Genomic DNA, 16364 nt, shown 5'->3' with positions numbered 1-16364 from the left:
GGTGACTGAGGGGTGCTCAAGGTGCTAGCCGTCGGTGGGGAGGTGGGTGGTTTGCGATGGAGCCAAGGGGATCTCGTCGAGGACCTCTTCGGCGAGGCGGGTGGCTTCGGGACGGATGTCTTCGTCGAGGCGGCGGAAGAGTTGTTCGGCGCGGATGGCCGGCCAGTCCTTCGGTAGGTGTTCGGCGGGGAGGTGGGGATCTCGGCGGATGGCCTGCAGCCAGTCGGTGTGCAGGAGCAGGCGACGCGCGAGGTCGTCCGGCGCGGTGGGGAGCGGGCGTGCAGTGTCCCAGCGGTCGAGGAAAGCCTTGTACTGCTCGCGAATCCCCGCGATGTCGAAGGCTCGGTGCACCAGATCGGCCGATTCTGTCGGTTTCGCTGCGGCTGCGGTGAACGCGGTGACGTGGTCGGTGAGTCCGAGCGGCTCGACTAGTGCGATGACGTCGCGCTGCCCGGGTGCTATCCACAAACCGTTCTGCAGCAGGCCGAATCCTGCCCAGATGAGCTGGCTGCGCAGGTCGTGGCGATCGCTGCGCCTGCTGTCGGGCAATGAGTAGCCGACGAGGGTCCAGGTCCCGTCCCAGTCGCGATTGACCGCGCCGGTGTCCCAGATCCGGCGAGCGCCGTCCTCCAAGACCTCGGTGGCGCGGGCGGTCAGCCCGAAATACACCCGGCGGCCCTGACGCTGCCGGCTCAGCAGGCCGCGGCTGACCATCCGGGTGAGCGTCGAGCGCACCGCTTCTTCGGACGCGTCCACCCGGGCGAAGACGTCGATCACGCTGCCGGAGTAGACCGCGGTGCTGCGGCCGAGGACGTACAGGCCCAGGAAGTTGAGCATCAGGGACTGCGGCCGGTGCGCGCCGGTGTCGTTGGCATCTGTCACCCCCACACCTTAGAACATTAAGTTGGGCAAGTCATTGACGGCCGTCAGAAAAGCGACGTACTTTGGCGATCCGACGAGATGCGGAGAGGACGTCGCCATGGATGTGGTCGGCAAGGTCGCGGTGGTCACCGGAAGCGGTCGTGGGCTGGGGAGGGCCTATGCGGAGGCGCTCGCCGTGGCGGGTGCCGCCGTCGTGGTCAATGACGTGGACGGCGAAGCAGCGCAGGAAGTGGTCGACGCCATCGCCAAAGAAGGCGGCCGAGCAGTGGCGGTCGTCGCGCCGGTCGGTGATAGCGAGGTGGCGGACAGGCTGGTGGCCACAGCCGTGGCGGAGTTCGGCCGGCTGGACGTGATGGTCACGAACGCTGGGATCCTGCGCGATCGCGTGCTGTGGAAGATGTCGGACGACGAGTTCGACGACGTCATCCGCGTCCACCTGCGCGGCACCTTCACCTGTGCTCGCGCTGCCGCTCAGCAGTTAAGACAGCAGGGCGAAGGAGGCCGGCTGATCCTGGTGGCATCGCCGGCTGGTCAGCGCGGGAACTTCGGCCAGACCAACTACGCGGCCGCGAAGGCCGGGATCGCCGCCATGGCCCGGACCTGGGCGATGGAGCTGGCGAAGGCCGAGATCACGGTCAACGCCGTCGTACCGGTGGCTGCGACCGAGATGACCCGGACGATCCCGTCGTTCGCACCGGCGATCGAGGAGGCCGAGCGTACCGGCGCGCCGCTGCCACGCTGGCTGCGCCGCGACGAGGGACTCGGTACGGTCGAAGATGTCGCGTCGCTGATCGTCTTCCTGGCCTCAGATGCATCGGCAGGCGTGACCGGCCAGGCGATCGGCATCGGCGGTGACCGGCTGGCGTTGTGGTCGCACCCGGCAGAGAAGGCCGTGGCCTACAGCCAGGACGGCTGGACAGCCGAGGGGATCGCGGAGTCGTGGTCCAGCGGAATCGGCGCCGAGCCGGAGACCTACGGGATCCCTGCACCACAAGGTCGTTGACGTGGGCATCGATCTGGACAACGTCGTCGCGATCGACGTTCACACCCATGCCGAGATCTCCCAGGACGGACACGGTTCGCTGAGCCCGGAGCTGTTCGATGCCTCCGCGAAGTACTTCAAGGCGCACGACCACCGGCAACCGACCATCCCTGACATGGCGGCCTACTACCGGGAACGGCGGATGGCGGCCGTGGTGTTCACGGTCGATGCCGAACATGCCACCGGGCATCGCAGGATCGCGAACGAAGAGGTGGCCGCGAGCTGCGCCGAGCATGCCGACGTACTGATCCCGTTCGCGAGCGTCGATCCGTGGAAGGGTCGCGCCGGAGCACGTGAGGCCCGGCGGCTGGTCGAGGAGCACGGTGTCCGCGGGTTCAAGTTCCATCCCAGCCTGCAGGGGTTCGCGCCCGACGACCGGATGGCCTACCCCTTGTACGACGTCGTCCAGGAGCTCGGCGTCCCCGCGCTCTTCCACACCGGGCAGACCGGGATCGGCGCCGGTGTCCCGGGCGGCGGTGGGATCCGGCTGAAGTACTCGAACCCGATGCTGGTCGACGATGTCGCCGCCGACTTCCCCGAGCTGCGGATCATCCTGGCGCACCCGTCGTTCCCGTGGCAGGACGAGGCGCTCGCGGTCGCCACCCACAAGCCGTTCGTCTACATCGACCTGTCGGGCTGGTCGCCGAAGTACTTCCCGCCCCAGCTCGTGCGCTACGCCAACACCCTGCTGCAGGACAAGGTCCTGTTCGGCTCGGACTACCCGGTGATCACCCCTGATCGCTGGCTGGCCGACTTCGCCGGACTGGAACTCAAACCTGAGGTTCGCTCGAAGATCCTCAAAGACAACGCGGCCGGCCTGCTCGGCCTGAAGAGGGAGGCACCATGAAGACCAGCGCCAACGGCTTGGCCGAGATCACCGCACTCGCCGGCCGCAGTCTCGGCCACGGCGACTGGATCGAGGTGACGCAGGACCGGATCGACCGGTTCGCCGACGCCACCGACGACCGCCAATGGATTCACGTAGATCCCGAACGCGCTGCGAATGGGCCCTTCGGATCCACGATCGCGCACGGGTACCTCACGCTGTCGCTGCTGATCCCGCTGTTCACGGACCTGCTGGAGATCGGCGGCGTCCGGCTGAGCGTCAACTACGGACTCGACAAGGTGCGGTTCCCGAGCCCGGTCCCGGTCGGCGGCAAGATCCGGCTCGCGGCTGTGGTCGCGGACGTGATCGCGATCGAGGGCGGCGTACAGATGCTGCTTGATTTCACTGTCGAACTCCAGGGCGCGGACAAGCCCGCCTGCGTCGCCCGCGCCGTGTACCGCCACTACACCTGAACGAGCAGGGGGTTCCGCCATGACATCGACACCCGCACCGGCACCGCATCAGCAGACCCAGCTCCGCCGAGCAGTCGCCTCGAGCTACCTCGGCAGCCTGATCGAGTACTACGACTTCCTCCTCTACGCGACCGCCTCCGCGGTGGTCTTCAGCAAGGTCTTCTTCTCCGACCTCGATCCCGCACTCGCGACGGTGGCCAGCTTCGGCACCTTCGCGACCGGCTATCTCGCGCGGCCGCTCGGCGGCATCCTGTTCGGGCATTTCGGGGACAAGCTCGGCCGTAAGCGCATGCTCGTGCTCACCATGACGCTGATGGGTGTGTCGAGTTTCCTGATCGGCGTCCTGCCCGGCTACGAACAGGTCGGCGCCGCCGCTCCGGTCGGGCTGATTCTGCTGCGTGTCCTGCAAGGGATCTCGGTCGGCGGCGAGTGGGGCGGTGCCGTGCTGATGTCGGCCGAGCACGCGACGTCCCGGCGCGGGCTGTGGGCGAGCTTCACCAACGCCGGCGCACCCAGCGGGATGGTGCTGTCCACCCTGGCGATGACGGCCACCGCGGCGCTGACCGGGGATGCCGCGTTCCTTGAGTGGGGTTGGCGGATCCCGTTCCTGCTCAGCCTCGTCCTGCTCGCCATCGGGCTGTTCGTACGCTCGCGGGTCGACGAGACCCCGGCGTTCCTGGCGGCCAAGGCCGTTGTCCAGCGGCGCCGGATTCCCCTGGTCGAGGTGCTGCGCAACCAGCCGCGCGTCCTCGCGCTCAGCGTCGGTGTCGGGCTGGCGGCGTTCGTCGTACAGGCGACGCTGACGACCTTCACTCTCGCGTACGGCGTTCGGGTCGGACACAGCAGGCAAGAGGTACTGAACGCGCTCACGATCTCTTCGGCCTGCGCGATCCTCGGGATCATCGGCTGGTCCGCGGTCTCCGACCGATTCGGGCGCAGGCCGGTGGTGGTGGTTGGTGCAGTGGCGACAGCGCTCTACGCCTTCGCATTGTTTCCGCTGGTCGAGTCCGGCAGTACGGCGCTACTGGTGGTCGCGCTCGTCGTCGGGCAAGGCGTGCTGCATCCGATGATGTACGGTCCGCTCGCAGCGCTTTACACGGAACTGTTCGACACCGAAACCCGGTACACCGGTGCGTCGCTGGGATATCAGCTCGCCGGGCTCGGCGCCGGGATCGCCCCGGTCCTGTTCGCGGAGATTCAGCGCGCGACGGGTGGACCGGCGACGACAGCCATCGCCTGCACGATCGCGGCGTTCTGTCTGCTCTCGGTCGGGTGTGTGCTGGCGTTGCAGGAGACCAATCGGCGAAGCTTGACCGAGCGTCGTACGGTCCAGCCGGTGAACGCCGAATAGGAGCGGTCATGCACAACGAGGGAATCGGTGGCTGGCCGGCCCGGCGTGCGCTGATGTCGCCGTACAGCACCGCGCTGTTGTTCGAGGACGAGCCGACCACGTACGCCGAACTGGCCGGGCGGATCAGCAGCCTCGCGGCCGGCTTGGTCGCGGCCGGGCTGACCAAGGGTGACCGGGTCGCTTATCTCGGACCCAACCACCCCGCGTACGTCGAGACCCTGTTTGCCACGCTGACCGCGGGCGGCATCTTCGTCCCGCTGAACTTCCGGCTGACGGCTCCGGAGATCGCCCAGATCCTCACCGATTGCGGACCCACGGTGCTCGTCTATGCACCGCAGTGTGCGGACGTCGTGCACGCGGTGCCGACGCTCCCTCAGTACGTCGTTGCCTTGGGCAACCCGCGGCCGGGGGAGACGTCGTACGAGGAATGGCTGGTGGCGGAGCCGGGGCCGGCCGAGGTCGAGGTGGTCGCGGACGACGTCGCGGTGATCGTCTACACCTCCGGCACGACCGGGCGGCCCAAGGGCGCGATGCTGACCCACGCCAACCTGACCTGGAACACCGTCAACCTGCTGATTGGCGTCGATGTCGGCGCCGATGAGGTCACCTTGATCTCGGCGCCGCTGTTCCACATCGCGGCACTGGCGCAGACCTTGCTCCCCACGCTGATCAAGGGCGGCTGTGCGCTGATCACGCCCGGCTGGGACGTCGACGGTGTCTACGAACTGATCGCGAAACATCGGGTCACCTGGATGTTCGGCGTCACCACCATGTACGCCGGTCTGGCCGCGGCACCGCAGTGGGAGACCGCCGACCTGACGTCGTTGCGCAGCCTGATGTGTGGTGGCGCGGCGGTCCCCGAGGAACTGGTGCACACCTACCAGCGGCGTGGCCTGACGTTCTGCCAGGGCTACGGGATGACCGAGACTGGGCCAGGGGTGACCTTCCTCGAGGCGCGGGAGAGCATCGCCAATGTGGGTTCGGCCGGTGTGCCGGTGTTCTTCGCCGACGTTCGGATCGACAGTCCAGGCGGCGGACCGGGGGAGGTGCTGGTGCGCGGACCGAACGTGACCCCTGGCTACTGGGGAGACCCGGGGGCGACGGCGACAGCGTTCACCACCGACGGCTGGTTCCGGACCGGCGATCTCGCCACGGTCGATGCCGACGGCCACTACCGTGTCGTTGGCCGGCGGAAGGACATGTACATCTCCGGCGGCGAGAACGTGTACCCGGCCGAGGTGGAGAACGTGCTGTTCGGGCATCCGGCGGTCGCCGAGGTAGCGGTGATCGGGGTGCCGGATCAGAAATGGGGCGAGGTCGGCCGGGCATTCGTCGTACCGGCGTCAGCGGTGACCGAGGCCGAGTTGCGGGAGTTCCTGCTCGGGCAACTGGCGAAGTACAAGGTGCCGGTCCGTTTCGTCTTCCTCGACCGGCTGCCCCGGACAGCCTCCGGCAAGGTGCGCAAGGCCGACCTCCCGCAGTAGAGCGAGGCTGCTGGCACGATGGGGTGCATGAGCTTGCCTGCGATGGTGTGGATCGGGGGCGCGCCGGGGGCTGGGAAGTCGACGATTGCACGGGACCTTGCGCGCCGGATGGACTTGCCGCTGCATCCGATCGACCTGTGGACGTATGCGCACCTTGACCGGTTACCACCGCTCGAACCGGTGGCGGACGAGTTGGCGAAGGGGGCGGCGTACGCGGCTGATTCGTTCCTGCGGATTGCGCGGCTGCGGGTCGAGTTGGTGGTTGAGGACGTGCTTGGACGGTCGCTGGGTGAGGTGCCTGCGTTGGTAGATGGACCGCAACTCTTCCCGTCGATGGCGGGTGACGTGCCGGCGGCTGTTTGGCTGGTTCCGGATCCCGAGCAGACGCGGCGCGCTCGAGAACTGCGCTTGAAGCGGGCGCCGGATCCGGCGGGGCGTGCGAGGCTGGAAGGGTTGCTGGCGCGCGACGCCGTACTCGCCGAGCGGGTGCGGCAGGAGGCAGCGGAGTACGGCCGGACGCTCATCGAGGTATCCGCCGAGCCCGATTGGCCCGAGATTGTCCGGGCGGTTGAGGAGGCGGTCGGTTCGCAGCCTGGCCTGGCGGCGGGTGCTGAGCTGAGACGGCAGCGGCAGTACGAGAACCAGGCTGCCTGCACGCAGGGACGGCTGTGGCAGGCGGACATTGGGTTGGCCGAGCTGCCGCCCTTTCCTTTCGCTTGTGAGTGCGGTGCTTCGGGGTGCACGGTCGTCTGGGAAGGAACTCCCGACGAGTACGACCAGCGCACCCCGTTGCTGGCTCACTGAGTTCAGCGACAGCCGGCCAGCTTGTGCACGCCTCGTGCGGTCTGGGGCTTGAGGCCGTAGTAGATGCGGGGTGCGCCGTCGAGGGTGAGGGTGACGCGGCCGTTGGTGGGGGAGAGGTTCTTGGTGCGGCCGATGGCGTCGACCTGCCGTACGGCGGTGGTCGCGGCGACCGTCATTGGGGTCTTGGTCGGCCAGGTGTCGACCCAGGTCTCCGGGGCGGGGAAGTGCCAGTCGGTGCGTTGGCCGGTGGTGTTGAGGATGTAGCCGTCGGCGCGGTTCCAGAGGATGGTCAGCGGGCCTTGTGGAGTGTCGAACCAGAGGCCGAAGGTCTTCGGGTCGGCGAAGGTGAGGCGGCCGCGGAAGGTGGCCTGGTCGAGAGTGCGGGCGGCGGTGGCGTAGGCGAGCAGCGACGGCTTCGGGCTGAGATCGCGGTTCAGCAGGCCGAAGTGGTACTCGGTGTTGAGAGGGTCGGCGACCTGTGGCATTCCGAGCACGCTGTCGGAGAACTGGTACCAGCAGACGCATTTGATGCCCTCGGCCTTCGAGATCGCCAGAGTGAGCAGGACGTTCTCGGCGGCGTGCCGGTAGGTGTCGCCCCACCAGCTGTTCGGGCGGGTCGGTGCGTAGGCCTCGGTCAGCCAGATCTCCTTCTGGCCGTGCTGCGCCATCAGAGCCTTGAGCTGCTCCAGGCCACCGGCGAAGTTCCAATACGTACCGGTCGGGCCGGCGTCCCCACCAGGCGGCGGCACGTAGTCAGGTGTGAAGTTGCCGCGGCCGGGGTGGTAGGCGAACGCGTCGATCAGGTCCCAGCCGCCGGCCGCGATGAAGTTCTCGACCCACTTCTTGTCCATCCCGGCCAGGCCGTTGTTCATCAGCTTGATCGTCGCGCCGGTCGCGGCCCGCCGGCTGAACACCGGCCGCAGTGCCTTCTCCAGATACTCCGGCACTGCCTCACCGCTGTTGAACGGACGGTTCAGTTCGTTGCCGACCTCGAAGTACCCAGCCCCGGCACCGACGGCCGTCGCCAGACTGCTGGCCGCCCACGCCACGCCATCCGCCTCAGGCTTGAGCGACGGCTGCAGTTCGATGTTGTGCCGCATCCCGCGCGCGTCATACCGCGACGGCGGCAGCCCCGGACCGCCGTCGTACGCGATCCGCACCAGACTGACCCCGATCCGCTGCCACAGATCCAGTACGGCGTCGCTGTTCGGCCTGAGCAGCCACGGATAGTTGGCCATCCCGAACATGCTGTTCGCTCCGGCTTGATAGCTGTACGGCGGCAGCGTGGCGAGGTTCGTTCGCGCGAACGCCTCGTCGGTGCCGGACCGGACGACGACCTCGGCCAGCGCGATGCCGGCCGCGGGTGCGGGCGTGGTGAAGGTGTGCTGCCAGGTCCCGGCCGCGGCGACGGTGCCGGGCACGGTCGACGAAGCGAGCTGCACGCCGTCGAAGTCACGCATCACCAGCTGTAGCTGGACGGACTTCGCCGTCGCGCCGCCGTTCGCCACGAGCGCGGTGATCTGCATCGGAGCGCCAGGAGCGTCGTACACGTTGAAGTTTGCGTTGGTGGTCAGCTCGAGCCCGAGTTCGTCGCCGTGGCCGATGGTGGCGGTGGCGGACGGTCGGGTGTCGGAGAAGAAGAAGTCGGCCCGGCTCGTCCAGCCGCCGGCCGCATCGGCGACGCCCGGTGCGTGTATCCAGGTGGCATTCGTGAAAGCTTGCTTCGACTCCTCGAGCAGGAACAGGCCGTGCTGGTCGGCCCACGCCACGGTGTGCGCGACCCCGACTGTGTCCTCGTACGGGATGCCGCCGCGCGCGTCCCGGACCCACTCGGTGACCGCGATGTAGTCGGCTGCGGCCGTGCCCTGGATCGCCCGGCTGAACGAGAAACCGTCCGGGATCAAGGTGTTCGGCCCGGCGATGTGCCATTCCAGTACGGCGTGGTTGGTGCTGACGCTGAACCAACCGACGACTGTGATCGCAGCATCGAAGGTATAGGCCATCCGGATCGCCGGTGTGCCGTCGGGCAGCGCGCTCAGGGTTGGTGTGCCGCCGGTGGAGGTATGGGTGACGCTCGGGTCTTCGCCCGTCTTCGTCTTGACCTGGAACTTCGAGCCGACGGAGCGCGTGATGCCACCAGCATCACGGATCGCCAGCCGGCCGCCCGGGCTGGCCAGCAGGCTGATGCCGCCTGCGGTCAGGGTGACGTCACCGGCCGCGGCGAAAGCGGTGATCGGGGTTGCTTCGGCGGCCAGCACGACACCAGCTGCCAGGGCCGAACCAAGGAACCGGCGGCGGCTCGTTCGGAAGAGTCGAGGTTCCTCAAGGGTCATCGTCAGCTCCTTGGTTCGGCGGGCGACTTGCATTCTGATAATGCGTATCTGCAAGCCGATGCCGAGGACCGTCTCAAGCGGATCACGTGTCTGTCAAGAGGGTATTGCGATTTCGGTTGACTGCGCTTAGGGTCGTGGCAATCCAGTTGCAGATACGCATTATCAGGAGAGCGAATGCCACCGAAGCCTCGCCGGGTCACCCAGCGCGAGATCGCCGAGATCGCAGGCGTCAGCCAGACCACCGTGTCGGTGGTGCTGAACGATCGCGACGGCAAGAACGTGCGCATCCCGGCCGAGACCCGGGCGCGGGTGAAGCAGGCGATCGAGGAGCTCACCTATGTCGCCGACCCGGCCGCTCGCCGGCTGGCCGGGCTGGACAACCAGATCATCGGCCTGTTCACGTATGAGGCCGCGTTGTCGCCGGAGAGCATGGACTTCTACGGCCCGCTGCTGAACGGCCTGGAGCGTGCCGCCGAGCAGGTCGGCTGGGATCTGCTGTTCTTCACCTCCTCACCGGTGGAGAACGGCACCCGCAGTCTCTTCCACCGCAAGACCCGCCTCCGGCTGACCGACGGTTGCGTGCTGCTCGGGCAGCAGATGGTCGCCTCCGAGCTGGAGCGGCTGGTGGCCGAGCAGTTCCCGTTCGTCGCGATCGGGCGGCGGGACGAGACCGCGGCCGCCGTACCGTATGTCGCGATCGACTACGTCACGCCGGCCAACGAGCTGATGGACCAAGCGGTTGCCCAAGGCCACCAACAGGCGCTGTACGTGCACCGCGGGACCGATACGCCGACCGCGCGCGACCGCCGGCTTGCGGTGGAGGCCGCGTCCGCGGACGGGCGGTTGTCCTTCCTGCTGGTCGGCGAGGAGCGCATCCCCGACCTGCCGCGGTTGGCCCAGGCGACCGGTGCCACCGTGATTCTCGGCGAGGACGCCTTCCTGACCGAGGATGTCGTGCACTCGCTGACCGCGGCCGGCATCGGCGTACCGGACGAGATCTCGGTGGCTGCCCTGGCCGAGGTGCGCGGTCATCGCGTCGAGGGGCGCGCGCTGGCGGGCTTCCACGTGCCGCGCGAGCAGCTCGCGGCCGAGGCGCTCGACCTGTTGCAGACCTTGATCATCACGGACCCCAACGAGTGGCACACCTTGGAGATCCGGCGGTTGCTCGTGGCGGAGGTTCGATCCAGGGAAACGATCGTGCCGCGGAAGGCTCAGCCGTGACGCGGCGGATCACGACCGAGGTAGCGATCATCGGTGGCGGCCTCGGTGCCGTCGCCGCCGCCCTCGCGCTGCTGCAGCGCGGCCGACGCGTGGTGATGACCGAGGAGTATGCGTGGCTCGGAGGTCAGCTGACCTCGCAGGCCGTCCCGCCCGACGAGCACATCTGGGTTGAGCAGTTCGGCATCACCGCCCGGTACCGCGCGCTGCGCGAGGGCATCCGGAAGTACTACCGCGATCACTACCCGCTCTCCGCATCCGCCCGGATCGACCGCGAGCTGAATCCGGGCCGCGGCCGGGTCAGCAAGCTCTGCCACGAACCGCGGGTCGCGAACGCCGTGATCACTGCGCAGTTGGCGCCGTACCGATCGACTGGCCGACTGACCGTCCTGCAGCCAGTGGTGCCTTTGTCCGCTGAGATGAGCGGTACGACGGTTCGCATTGTCACCGTGGCCGACCTGCGGACCGGGGCCGAGATCGAGCTCGCGGCCGAGTTCTTCGTGGACGGGACCGAGACCGGTGACCTGCTGCCGATGACCGGTACGGCGTTCGTCGTCGGAGCCGAGAGTCAGGCGGACACGGGCGAGCCGAGTGCTGCTGAGGTCGCAGACCCAGGCAATGTGCAGTCGATCGCTTGGTGCTTCGTCTTCGATCATGTGGTCGGTGACCACGTGATTGAGCGACCGGTGGACTACGACTACTGGCGTTCGTTCGAGCTGCCGTACTGGGGCGCGCCGATGTTGTCGTTCACCGCGCCGAACCCGCGCACGCTGGTGCCCGAGGAGCGGACGATGAACGTGAACCCGGCGCTCGACGTGACCGGGGATCCGCGGATCGATCCGGGGGACCGGGATCTGTGGCTGTTCCGGCGGATCGCGGCGCGCAGTACGTTCGCGGACGGCTTCTACGACAGTGACATCGTGCTGGCGAACTGGCCGCAGCTCGACTATGTCGGCGGCTCGATCATCGACTTCGAGGATCGTGCGGTGCACCTGGCCGCGGCCAAGGCGCAGTCGCGTGCCTACGTCTACTGGTTGCAGACCGAAGCGCCGCGTCCGGATGGTGGGCGCGGTTGGCCGGGACTGCGGCTGCGGCCGGACGTGGTCGGTACGGAGGACGGGTTCGCCCAGGCGCCGTACATCCGGGAGTCCCGGCGGATCAAGGCGCTCAGCACGGTCCGCGAGCAGGATGTCTCGATCAAGGTTCGTGGGTACGACGGTCCGGCGCGGTTCGAAGGGTCGGTCGGGGTCGGGATGTACCGGATCGACCTGCACCCGTCCACGGGTGGCGACAACTACATCGACGTCGACTGTGCGCCGTTCGAGATCCCGCTCGGCGCATTGGTGCCGGTGGCAACGCAGAACTTGTTGCCCGCAGCAAAGAATATCGGTACGACGCACATCACCAACGGTGCTTACCGGCTGCACCCGGTCGAGTGGAACATCGGTGAGTCCACGGGGGAGCTCACCGCGTTCTGCCTCGACCACGGGATCAGCCCGCAGCAGCTCGCGGCCGACCCGGCCCAGGTCGAGCAGCTCCAGCGCCGGCTGATCGAGGCCGGAGTCGAACTCCACTGGCCGGAAGTCGCCGGTTACTAGACTCGAAGGAACTTCTCATGACCCCAGTACGAAAGCTGGTCGCCCTGCTGGCGACGCTCGCTCTGACGGCCTGCGGGGCACCCGCCACCGAAACTGCGAACAAGGCCGCGGACGCCAACCTGCGGATGACGGTCTGGACCTCGAACGAGGGCCAGCTGAAGCTGCTCAACTCGATCGCCGACGCGTACCGGGCCGAGCATCCGAAGGTCAGCTCGATCACGTTCGAGAGCCTGCCGTTCGCCGACTACAACACGACGCTCACCACGCAGATCGCCGGTGGGAACGCACCCGACCTGGCCTGGATGGGTGACATCTCGCGGGACCTGATCGCCGCCGACGCGCTGGTCGGGTTGACCGATCCGCTGAAGGCGACCGAGGGCTGGAAGTACGACGACCTGGTGGACAGCGCGGCCGCGGAGTACAGCAAGGACGGCACGCTCTACGCGTATCCGTTCTCGAACTCGCCGTTCGCGCTGTACGTGAACACCGACCTACTGGCGAAGGCCGGGCAGAAGATCGACCCGGCCAAGCTCACCTGGGACCAGGTGGCTGCCGCGGGCGCCGCCGTACAGGCCAAGACGGGTAAGGCCGGCTTCGTGGTCCGCGACTTCGACTACAAGGCGTGGAACACCCTGGCTACGGTCTGGACGGGCTGGGGAGCGTCGGCCTGGAGTGCGGACGGGAAGACGTGCACGTTCGCGAGCCCGGAGATGCAGCAGGCGATGACCTTCCTGCATGATGCCGCTTTCAAGACCAAGGCGATGCCCGGCCCCGGAGTGACGGCCGACTTCTTCGCGGGGGACGCAGCCTTCACGGTCGCGCAGGTGTCGCGGGCGTCGCTGCTGACCGGGTCGTTCAAGTTCGGCCTGCACCCGTTGCCGGCCGGACCGAAGGGCAAGTACGCCGTGATCGGCCAGGCCGGTGTGGGTGTGCTTGCGTCCAGCAAACAGCGCGACCAGGCCGTTGACTTCCTGGCCTACCTGTCGAATCCTGAGAACGCCGCGAAGCTGGCGCAGTTCTTCCCGCCGCCCCGCAAGTCGCTGCTGACCGGTGCACAACTTGCCGCGAACAACAAGGTGCTGAATGCCGCCCAACTGCAGGCTGCGGTCGTCGACCAACTGCCGAACGCTGTCACATTGCCGAACCACACCAGCCCGGCCGAGATCGCCCAGAAGGGCAAGACCGCGCTGGACGCGCTGTGGACACCGGATGCGGACATCCCCGCCGTACTGAAGTCTGTCTGTACGGCGATCCAGCCCATTCTCGCGAAATAGTGAGGCCTGGACAAGTGATGTCGTACTGGACGATCCGCCGGCGGGACGTGCTCACGGGGTACATGTTCGTCCTGCCGCAGGTCGCCGGGGTCGCGTTGTTCGTGCTGCTGCCGGTGGGGATGGCGATCTGGTACAGCCTGAACGACTGGAACGTCTTCACCGGCCAGCAGACGTTCGTCGGTGCGGAGAACTACGCGGCGCTGGCTGCTGATCCCCAGTTGCCGAAGGTGCTGCTGGCAACCACCTTGTTCTCCGGTGGAGTCGTCGTACTCAACATCGCGCTCGGGCTGCTGATCGCCGTACTGCTCAATCGGAAGTTCCGCGGGGTCACGCTGTTCCGGACGTTGTTCTTCTCGCCGGTGGTCGTGTCCGTGGTGGCGTGGACGCTGGTGTGGGGGTTTCTGCTGCAGGACAACGGCGGGATCAACGGTCTGCTGTCAACGGTCGGGATCGATGGGCCGAACTGGTTGCAGCACGGCGACACCGCGATGATCTCGGTCATCTTCACTCAGGTGGTTCGCAGCGTCGGGGTGAACATGGTGCTGTTCCTGGCCGCGCTGCAGGGCGTGCCGGGGGAGTTGTACGAGGCGGCCCGGATCGATGGTGCGAGCAGCCGGTCGGTGTTCGGCCGGATCACGTTGCCGCTGATCTCGCCGACGATTCTGCTGACGGTGATCGTGACGATCGTCGGCGCACTGCAGTCGTTCGCGCAGATCGCCGTACTGACTGCTGGTGGACCTGAACTGTCGACGACTGTGCTCGTGTACTACGTGTTCCAGCAGGCCTTCAAGTTCAACGACATCGGGTATGGCTCGACGTTGGCGTTGATGCTGCTGAGCTTCGTGATGGTGCTGACTTTGCTGCAGTGGCAGCTGCGCCGGAAGTGGGTGTTCTATGAGGAGTAGGCGAGTGCTACTCGTGCTGGCGCTGGCTGTGCTGGCGATCCCGTTCGTCGTGCCGACGGTATGGATGGTTGCCGCGTCGCTCAAACCGCTGCCCGAGATCTTCGCGTTGTCGCCGTGGACCGACCAACCGACGTTGGCGGCGTACAAGGAGGCTTTCACCTTCCAGCCGTTTGCTCGGCAGTATCTGAACAGTGTCTACATCGCTGTGCTGGTCACGCTGATCACGTTGGTGGTCTCGGCGCTGGGCGGGTACGCGTTCGCGCGGATCCGGTTTCCCGGGGCGAACGCGTTGTTCCTCGTCGTACTGACCGGGCTGCTGGTGCCTAGTGAGGTGACGATCGTGCCGTTGTTCCAGCTGTTCAAGCGGGCCGGGATGATCAACACCCACTGGCCGTTGATCCTGGTCACCGCGCTGGCGGCGCCGTGTGTGCTGGCGACGTTCATCATGCGGCAGTTCTTCATCGCGCTGCCGGTCGAGCTCGAGGAGGCGGCTCGGCTGGACGGGCTTGGCCGGCCGGGGATCTGGCTGCGGATCTGCCTTCCGCTGGCCAAGCCGGCGCTGTCGGCGGTCGCGATCCTGACCTTCCTCGCCTCGTGGAACCTGTACCTCGAGCCGACCGTGTATCTCACCTCACCGGAGCTGTTTACGTTGCCGCAGGCACTCACCCGGTTCACCGACGCGTACGGCGGCCAGATGTGGAACACCCAGCTCGCCGCCGCGACGATGACCGTGCTGCCGATGCTGATCGTCTTCGTGCTCGCCCAGCGTCAGTTCGTGGAGGGTCTTGCGCACTCTGGGCTGAAGTGATTCAGGAGTCCCAGATCGGTCCCAGGGCTGGGATTCCGAGCCGCTCCATCCCGTGCACGACCGACCAGGTGACCTTGCGGTTCGACACGCAGATGACGGCCTCGGCGTTCGAGGACTCGTACGCCGAATACGCCAGCTTCACCATGCCGGGTTTGCCGTGGGCATCGGTGTCCCAGATGATCGCGTCGGGCTGGGCGGCCATGATCTCGTCGACCAGCGCCTGTCCGTACGTGCGGACCGGGTTCCGCGTGACCCAGACCAGCTGCATCGGCACCCGGTTGGCCAGGATGTGGGCCAGGACTGGGCCGATCCCACTGCCGGTCACGACGTACACGACTCGTTTGAAAACGCTGCCGTAGTTGGCCATTCCGGCGGTCGAGATACCGCGCACCCAGATGTGCGACGGCGGGTTGTCGATGAAGTCGCTGGTCCAGTCGCCGGCCCGCGAGATCGCCATCCGGAACCCCGGCGCACCGGGCGTCGGGATCACGGCGAAGCTGTGCCACTGCTGCAGCGGGTGCCGCGCGATCGCCCGTGTCGAGCCTGCCATCGGGCGGAACCGATTGCTGCTCACCAGCGCCACATGGGACGACGGCCGGATCACGTCGATCGGGATCCGCCGCAGCATCGTCCACGGAAGCAGTGAGCTGATGGTCGTGATGGTGAGCACGATGATCGTCGAGGGGCTGCCGAGTTGCAGCGCGCTGATCCAGAACAGGACATTTAAGGTCCACCCGCCGAAGCGGTGCATGCGTTCGAAGAGGTCGTGATGCTCGGCGCGGAACTTCGGGCGCGAGGTCATCACGATCCCCAGCAACAGCAGCGATTGCAGGCAGTACGTCACCTGCAGCGCGGCATCGACCTGACCGATCGCCACCACCGTCAACGCCCAGAACCACAAGGTCCCGCAGATCGCGCCACCGACATGCAGCCCGCCGAGATGGTAGCCCTTGGCAAGCGTCCAGCGCAGCCTGAGCGGCCACGTCTTCGGCACTCGCATCACCAACTTGCACAACGCATTCACGAAGAACTGCTGCCGCACCAGAACGCCGAGCGCGAAGTTCACCTGCGCGATCAGTGCGATGTTGGCGATGGAATGGTTCCCTGCTCCGAGCACCACGGCGTTGGCCAGAACAACGAGCAGAGTCAGGCGATGACTCTGCATCAGCCGTGGATGCTTGAGAACCCGCCGTACCGGTGGCAGTTCCGCCGGCAATTGGACATGCGTCAGTACCGCACTCATTGAAAATTCCCCCAGAATTTCCACGTTCCCCGAAGTCGCCGCGGCTCGCTGACCACCGGCGCCGGGCCCTCAAAACCCGGTGATGCACGCTAAGACGCCACCCCCTCCCCAGAGGTTCGCCCC

14 protein-coding genes are annotated in these 16364 nt (G+C 67.1%); 11 read left to right on the top strand and 3 right to left on the bottom strand.

Annotated elements, in window-relative coordinates; genetic code table 11:
- Positions 1-24: 24 nt before the first annotated feature.
- Entirely contained in the window at positions 25-882 is an 858-nt protein-coding gene (locus E1261_RS33770) for a PaaX family transcriptional regulator (protein WP_165952742.1), read from the bottom strand.
- 97 nt (positions 883-979) lie between these two features.
- On the opposite strand from E1261_RS33770, the gene E1261_RS33765 reads away from it, so the two are divergent.
- Genes E1261_RS33765 through E1261_RS33740 form a run of 6 tightly spaced genes read left to right on the top strand, consistent with a single transcriptional unit; the run spans position 980 to position 6862 of the window.
- The gene (locus E1261_RS33765; protein WP_132413750.1) at positions 980-1885 is read left to right on the top strand and encodes an SDR family NAD(P)-dependent oxidoreductase; all 906 of its coding nucleotides are present in this window, start codon (positions 980-982) and stop codon (positions 1883-1885) included.
- A gap of 7 nt (positions 1886-1892) precedes the next feature.
- Positions 1893-2771 (top strand): amidohydrolase family protein, encoded by an 879-nt coding sequence (locus tag E1261_RS33760; protein WP_132413753.1) that lies wholly within the window; start codon positions 1893-1895, stop codon positions 2769-2771.
- Positions 2768-3223 (top strand): MaoC family dehydratase, encoded by a 456-nt coding sequence (locus tag E1261_RS33755; RefSeq protein ID WP_132413749.1) that lies wholly within the window; start codon positions 2768-2770, stop codon positions 3221-3223. Before E1261_RS33760 ends, E1261_RS33755 begins: the two co-directional genes overlap by 4 nt.
- Before the next feature lie 19 nt (positions 3224-3242).
- Positions 3243-4574 (top strand): MFS transporter, encoded by a 1332-nt coding sequence (locus tag E1261_RS33750; RefSeq protein WP_132413748.1) that lies wholly within the window; start codon positions 3243-3245, stop codon positions 4572-4574.
- A gap of 8 nt (positions 4575-4582) precedes the next feature.
- Complete coding sequence (locus E1261_RS33745) at positions 4583-6058, top strand: acyl-CoA synthetase (RefSeq protein WP_132413747.1); 1476 nt, start codon at positions 4583-4585, stop codon at positions 6056-6058.
- A 27-nt stretch (positions 6059-6085) separates the two neighbouring features.
- On the top strand, positions 6086-6862 hold the full coding sequence (locus E1261_RS33740) for a P-loop NTPase family protein (protein WP_238176590.1): 777 nt from the start codon (positions 6086-6088) through the stop codon (positions 6860-6862).
- 2 nt (positions 6863-6864) lie between these two features.
- Here the strand turns inward: E1261_RS33740 and E1261_RS33735 are convergent, their stop codons facing one another.
- Positions 6865-9195 (bottom strand): glycoside hydrolase 5 family protein, encoded by a 2331-nt coding sequence (locus E1261_RS33735; RefSeq protein WP_132413746.1) that lies wholly within the window; start codon positions 9193-9195, stop codon positions 6865-6867.
- A 174-nt stretch (positions 9196-9369) separates the two neighbouring features.
- On the opposite strand from E1261_RS33735, the gene E1261_RS33730 reads away from it, so the two are divergent.
- Genes E1261_RS33730 through E1261_RS33710 form a run of 5 tightly spaced genes read left to right on the top strand, consistent with a single transcriptional unit; the run spans position 9370 to position 14998 of the window.
- Positions 9370-10416 (top strand): LacI family DNA-binding transcriptional regulator, encoded by a 1047-nt coding sequence (locus E1261_RS33730; RefSeq protein ID WP_132413745.1) that lies wholly within the window; start codon positions 9370-9372, stop codon positions 10414-10416.
- Entirely contained in the window at positions 10413-12011 is a 1599-nt protein-coding gene (locus E1261_RS33725; protein WP_238176589.1) for an FAD-dependent oxidoreductase, read from the top strand. Before E1261_RS33730 ends, E1261_RS33725 begins: the two co-directional genes overlap by 4 nt.
- A gap of 17 nt (positions 12012-12028) precedes the next feature.
- Complete coding sequence (locus E1261_RS33720) at positions 12029-13285, top strand: ABC transporter substrate-binding protein (protein WP_132413744.1); 1257 nt, start codon at positions 12029-12031, stop codon at positions 13283-13285.
- 17 nt (positions 13286-13302) lie between these two features.
- Positions 13303-14190, top strand: a complete 888-nt coding sequence (locus E1261_RS33715) for a carbohydrate ABC transporter permease (protein WP_132413743.1) — start codon at positions 13303-13305, stop codon at positions 14188-14190.
- Positions 14191-14194: 4 nt separating this feature from the next.
- Positions 14195-14998: a carbohydrate ABC transporter permease gene (locus E1261_RS33710; protein WP_238176588.1), complete on the top strand. Its 804-nt coding sequence runs from the start codon at positions 14195-14197 to the stop codon at positions 14996-14998.
- Position 14999: 1 nt separating this feature from the next.
- Here the strand turns inward: E1261_RS33710 and E1261_RS33705 are convergent, their stop codons facing one another.
- Positions 15000-16241 (bottom strand): ferredoxin reductase domain-containing protein, encoded by a 1242-nt coding sequence (locus E1261_RS33705; RefSeq protein ID WP_132413741.1) that lies wholly within the window; start codon positions 16239-16241, stop codon positions 15000-15002.
- Positions 16242-16364 lie beyond the last annotated feature (123 nt).

Origin of the sequence: Kribbella albertanoniae (assembly GCF_004348455.1) — a bacterium.
Taxonomy (GTDB): Bacteria; Actinomycetota; Actinomycetes; order Propionibacteriales; family Kribbellaceae; genus Kribbella; species Kribbella albertanoniae.
This window is presented reverse-complemented; position numbering and strand designations above follow the sequence as displayed.

Coding starts and splice junctions, on each gene's coding strand:
- E1261_RS33765 (WP_132413750.1), top strand. CDS start 980: ATGGATGTGGTCGGCAAGGTCGCGGTGGTCACCGGAAGCGGTCGTGGG.
- E1261_RS33755 (WP_132413749.1), top strand. CDS start 2,768: ATGAAGACCAGCGCCAACGGCTTGGCCGAGATCACCGCACTCGCCGGC.
- E1261_RS33750 (WP_132413748.1), top strand. CDS start 3,243: ATGACATCGACACCCGCACCGGCACCGCATCAGCAGACCCAGCTCCGC.
- E1261_RS33745 (WP_132413747.1), top strand. CDS start 4,583: ATGCACAACGAGGGAATCGGTGGCTGGCCGGCCCGGCGTGCGCTGATG.
- E1261_RS33740 (WP_238176590.1), top strand. CDS start 6,086: ATGAGCTTGCCTGCGATGGTGTGGATCGGGGGCGCGCCGGGGGCTGGG.
- E1261_RS33735 (WP_132413746.1), bottom strand. CDS start 9,195: ATGACCCTTGAGGAACCTCGACTCTTCCGAACGAGCCGCCGCCGGTTC.
- E1261_RS33730 (WP_132413745.1), top strand. CDS start 9,370: ATGCCACCGAAGCCTCGCCGGGTCACCCAGCGCGAGATCGCCGAGATC.
- E1261_RS33720 (WP_132413744.1), top strand. CDS start 12,029: ATGACCCCAGTACGAAAGCTGGTCGCCCTGCTGGCGACGCTCGCTCTG.
- E1261_RS33715 (WP_132413743.1), top strand. CDS start 13,303: ATGTCGTACTGGACGATCCGCCGGCGGGACGTGCTCACGGGGTACATG.
- E1261_RS33705 (WP_132413741.1), bottom strand. CDS start 16,241: ATGAGTGCGGTACTGACGCATGTCCAATTGCCGGCGGAACTGCCACCG.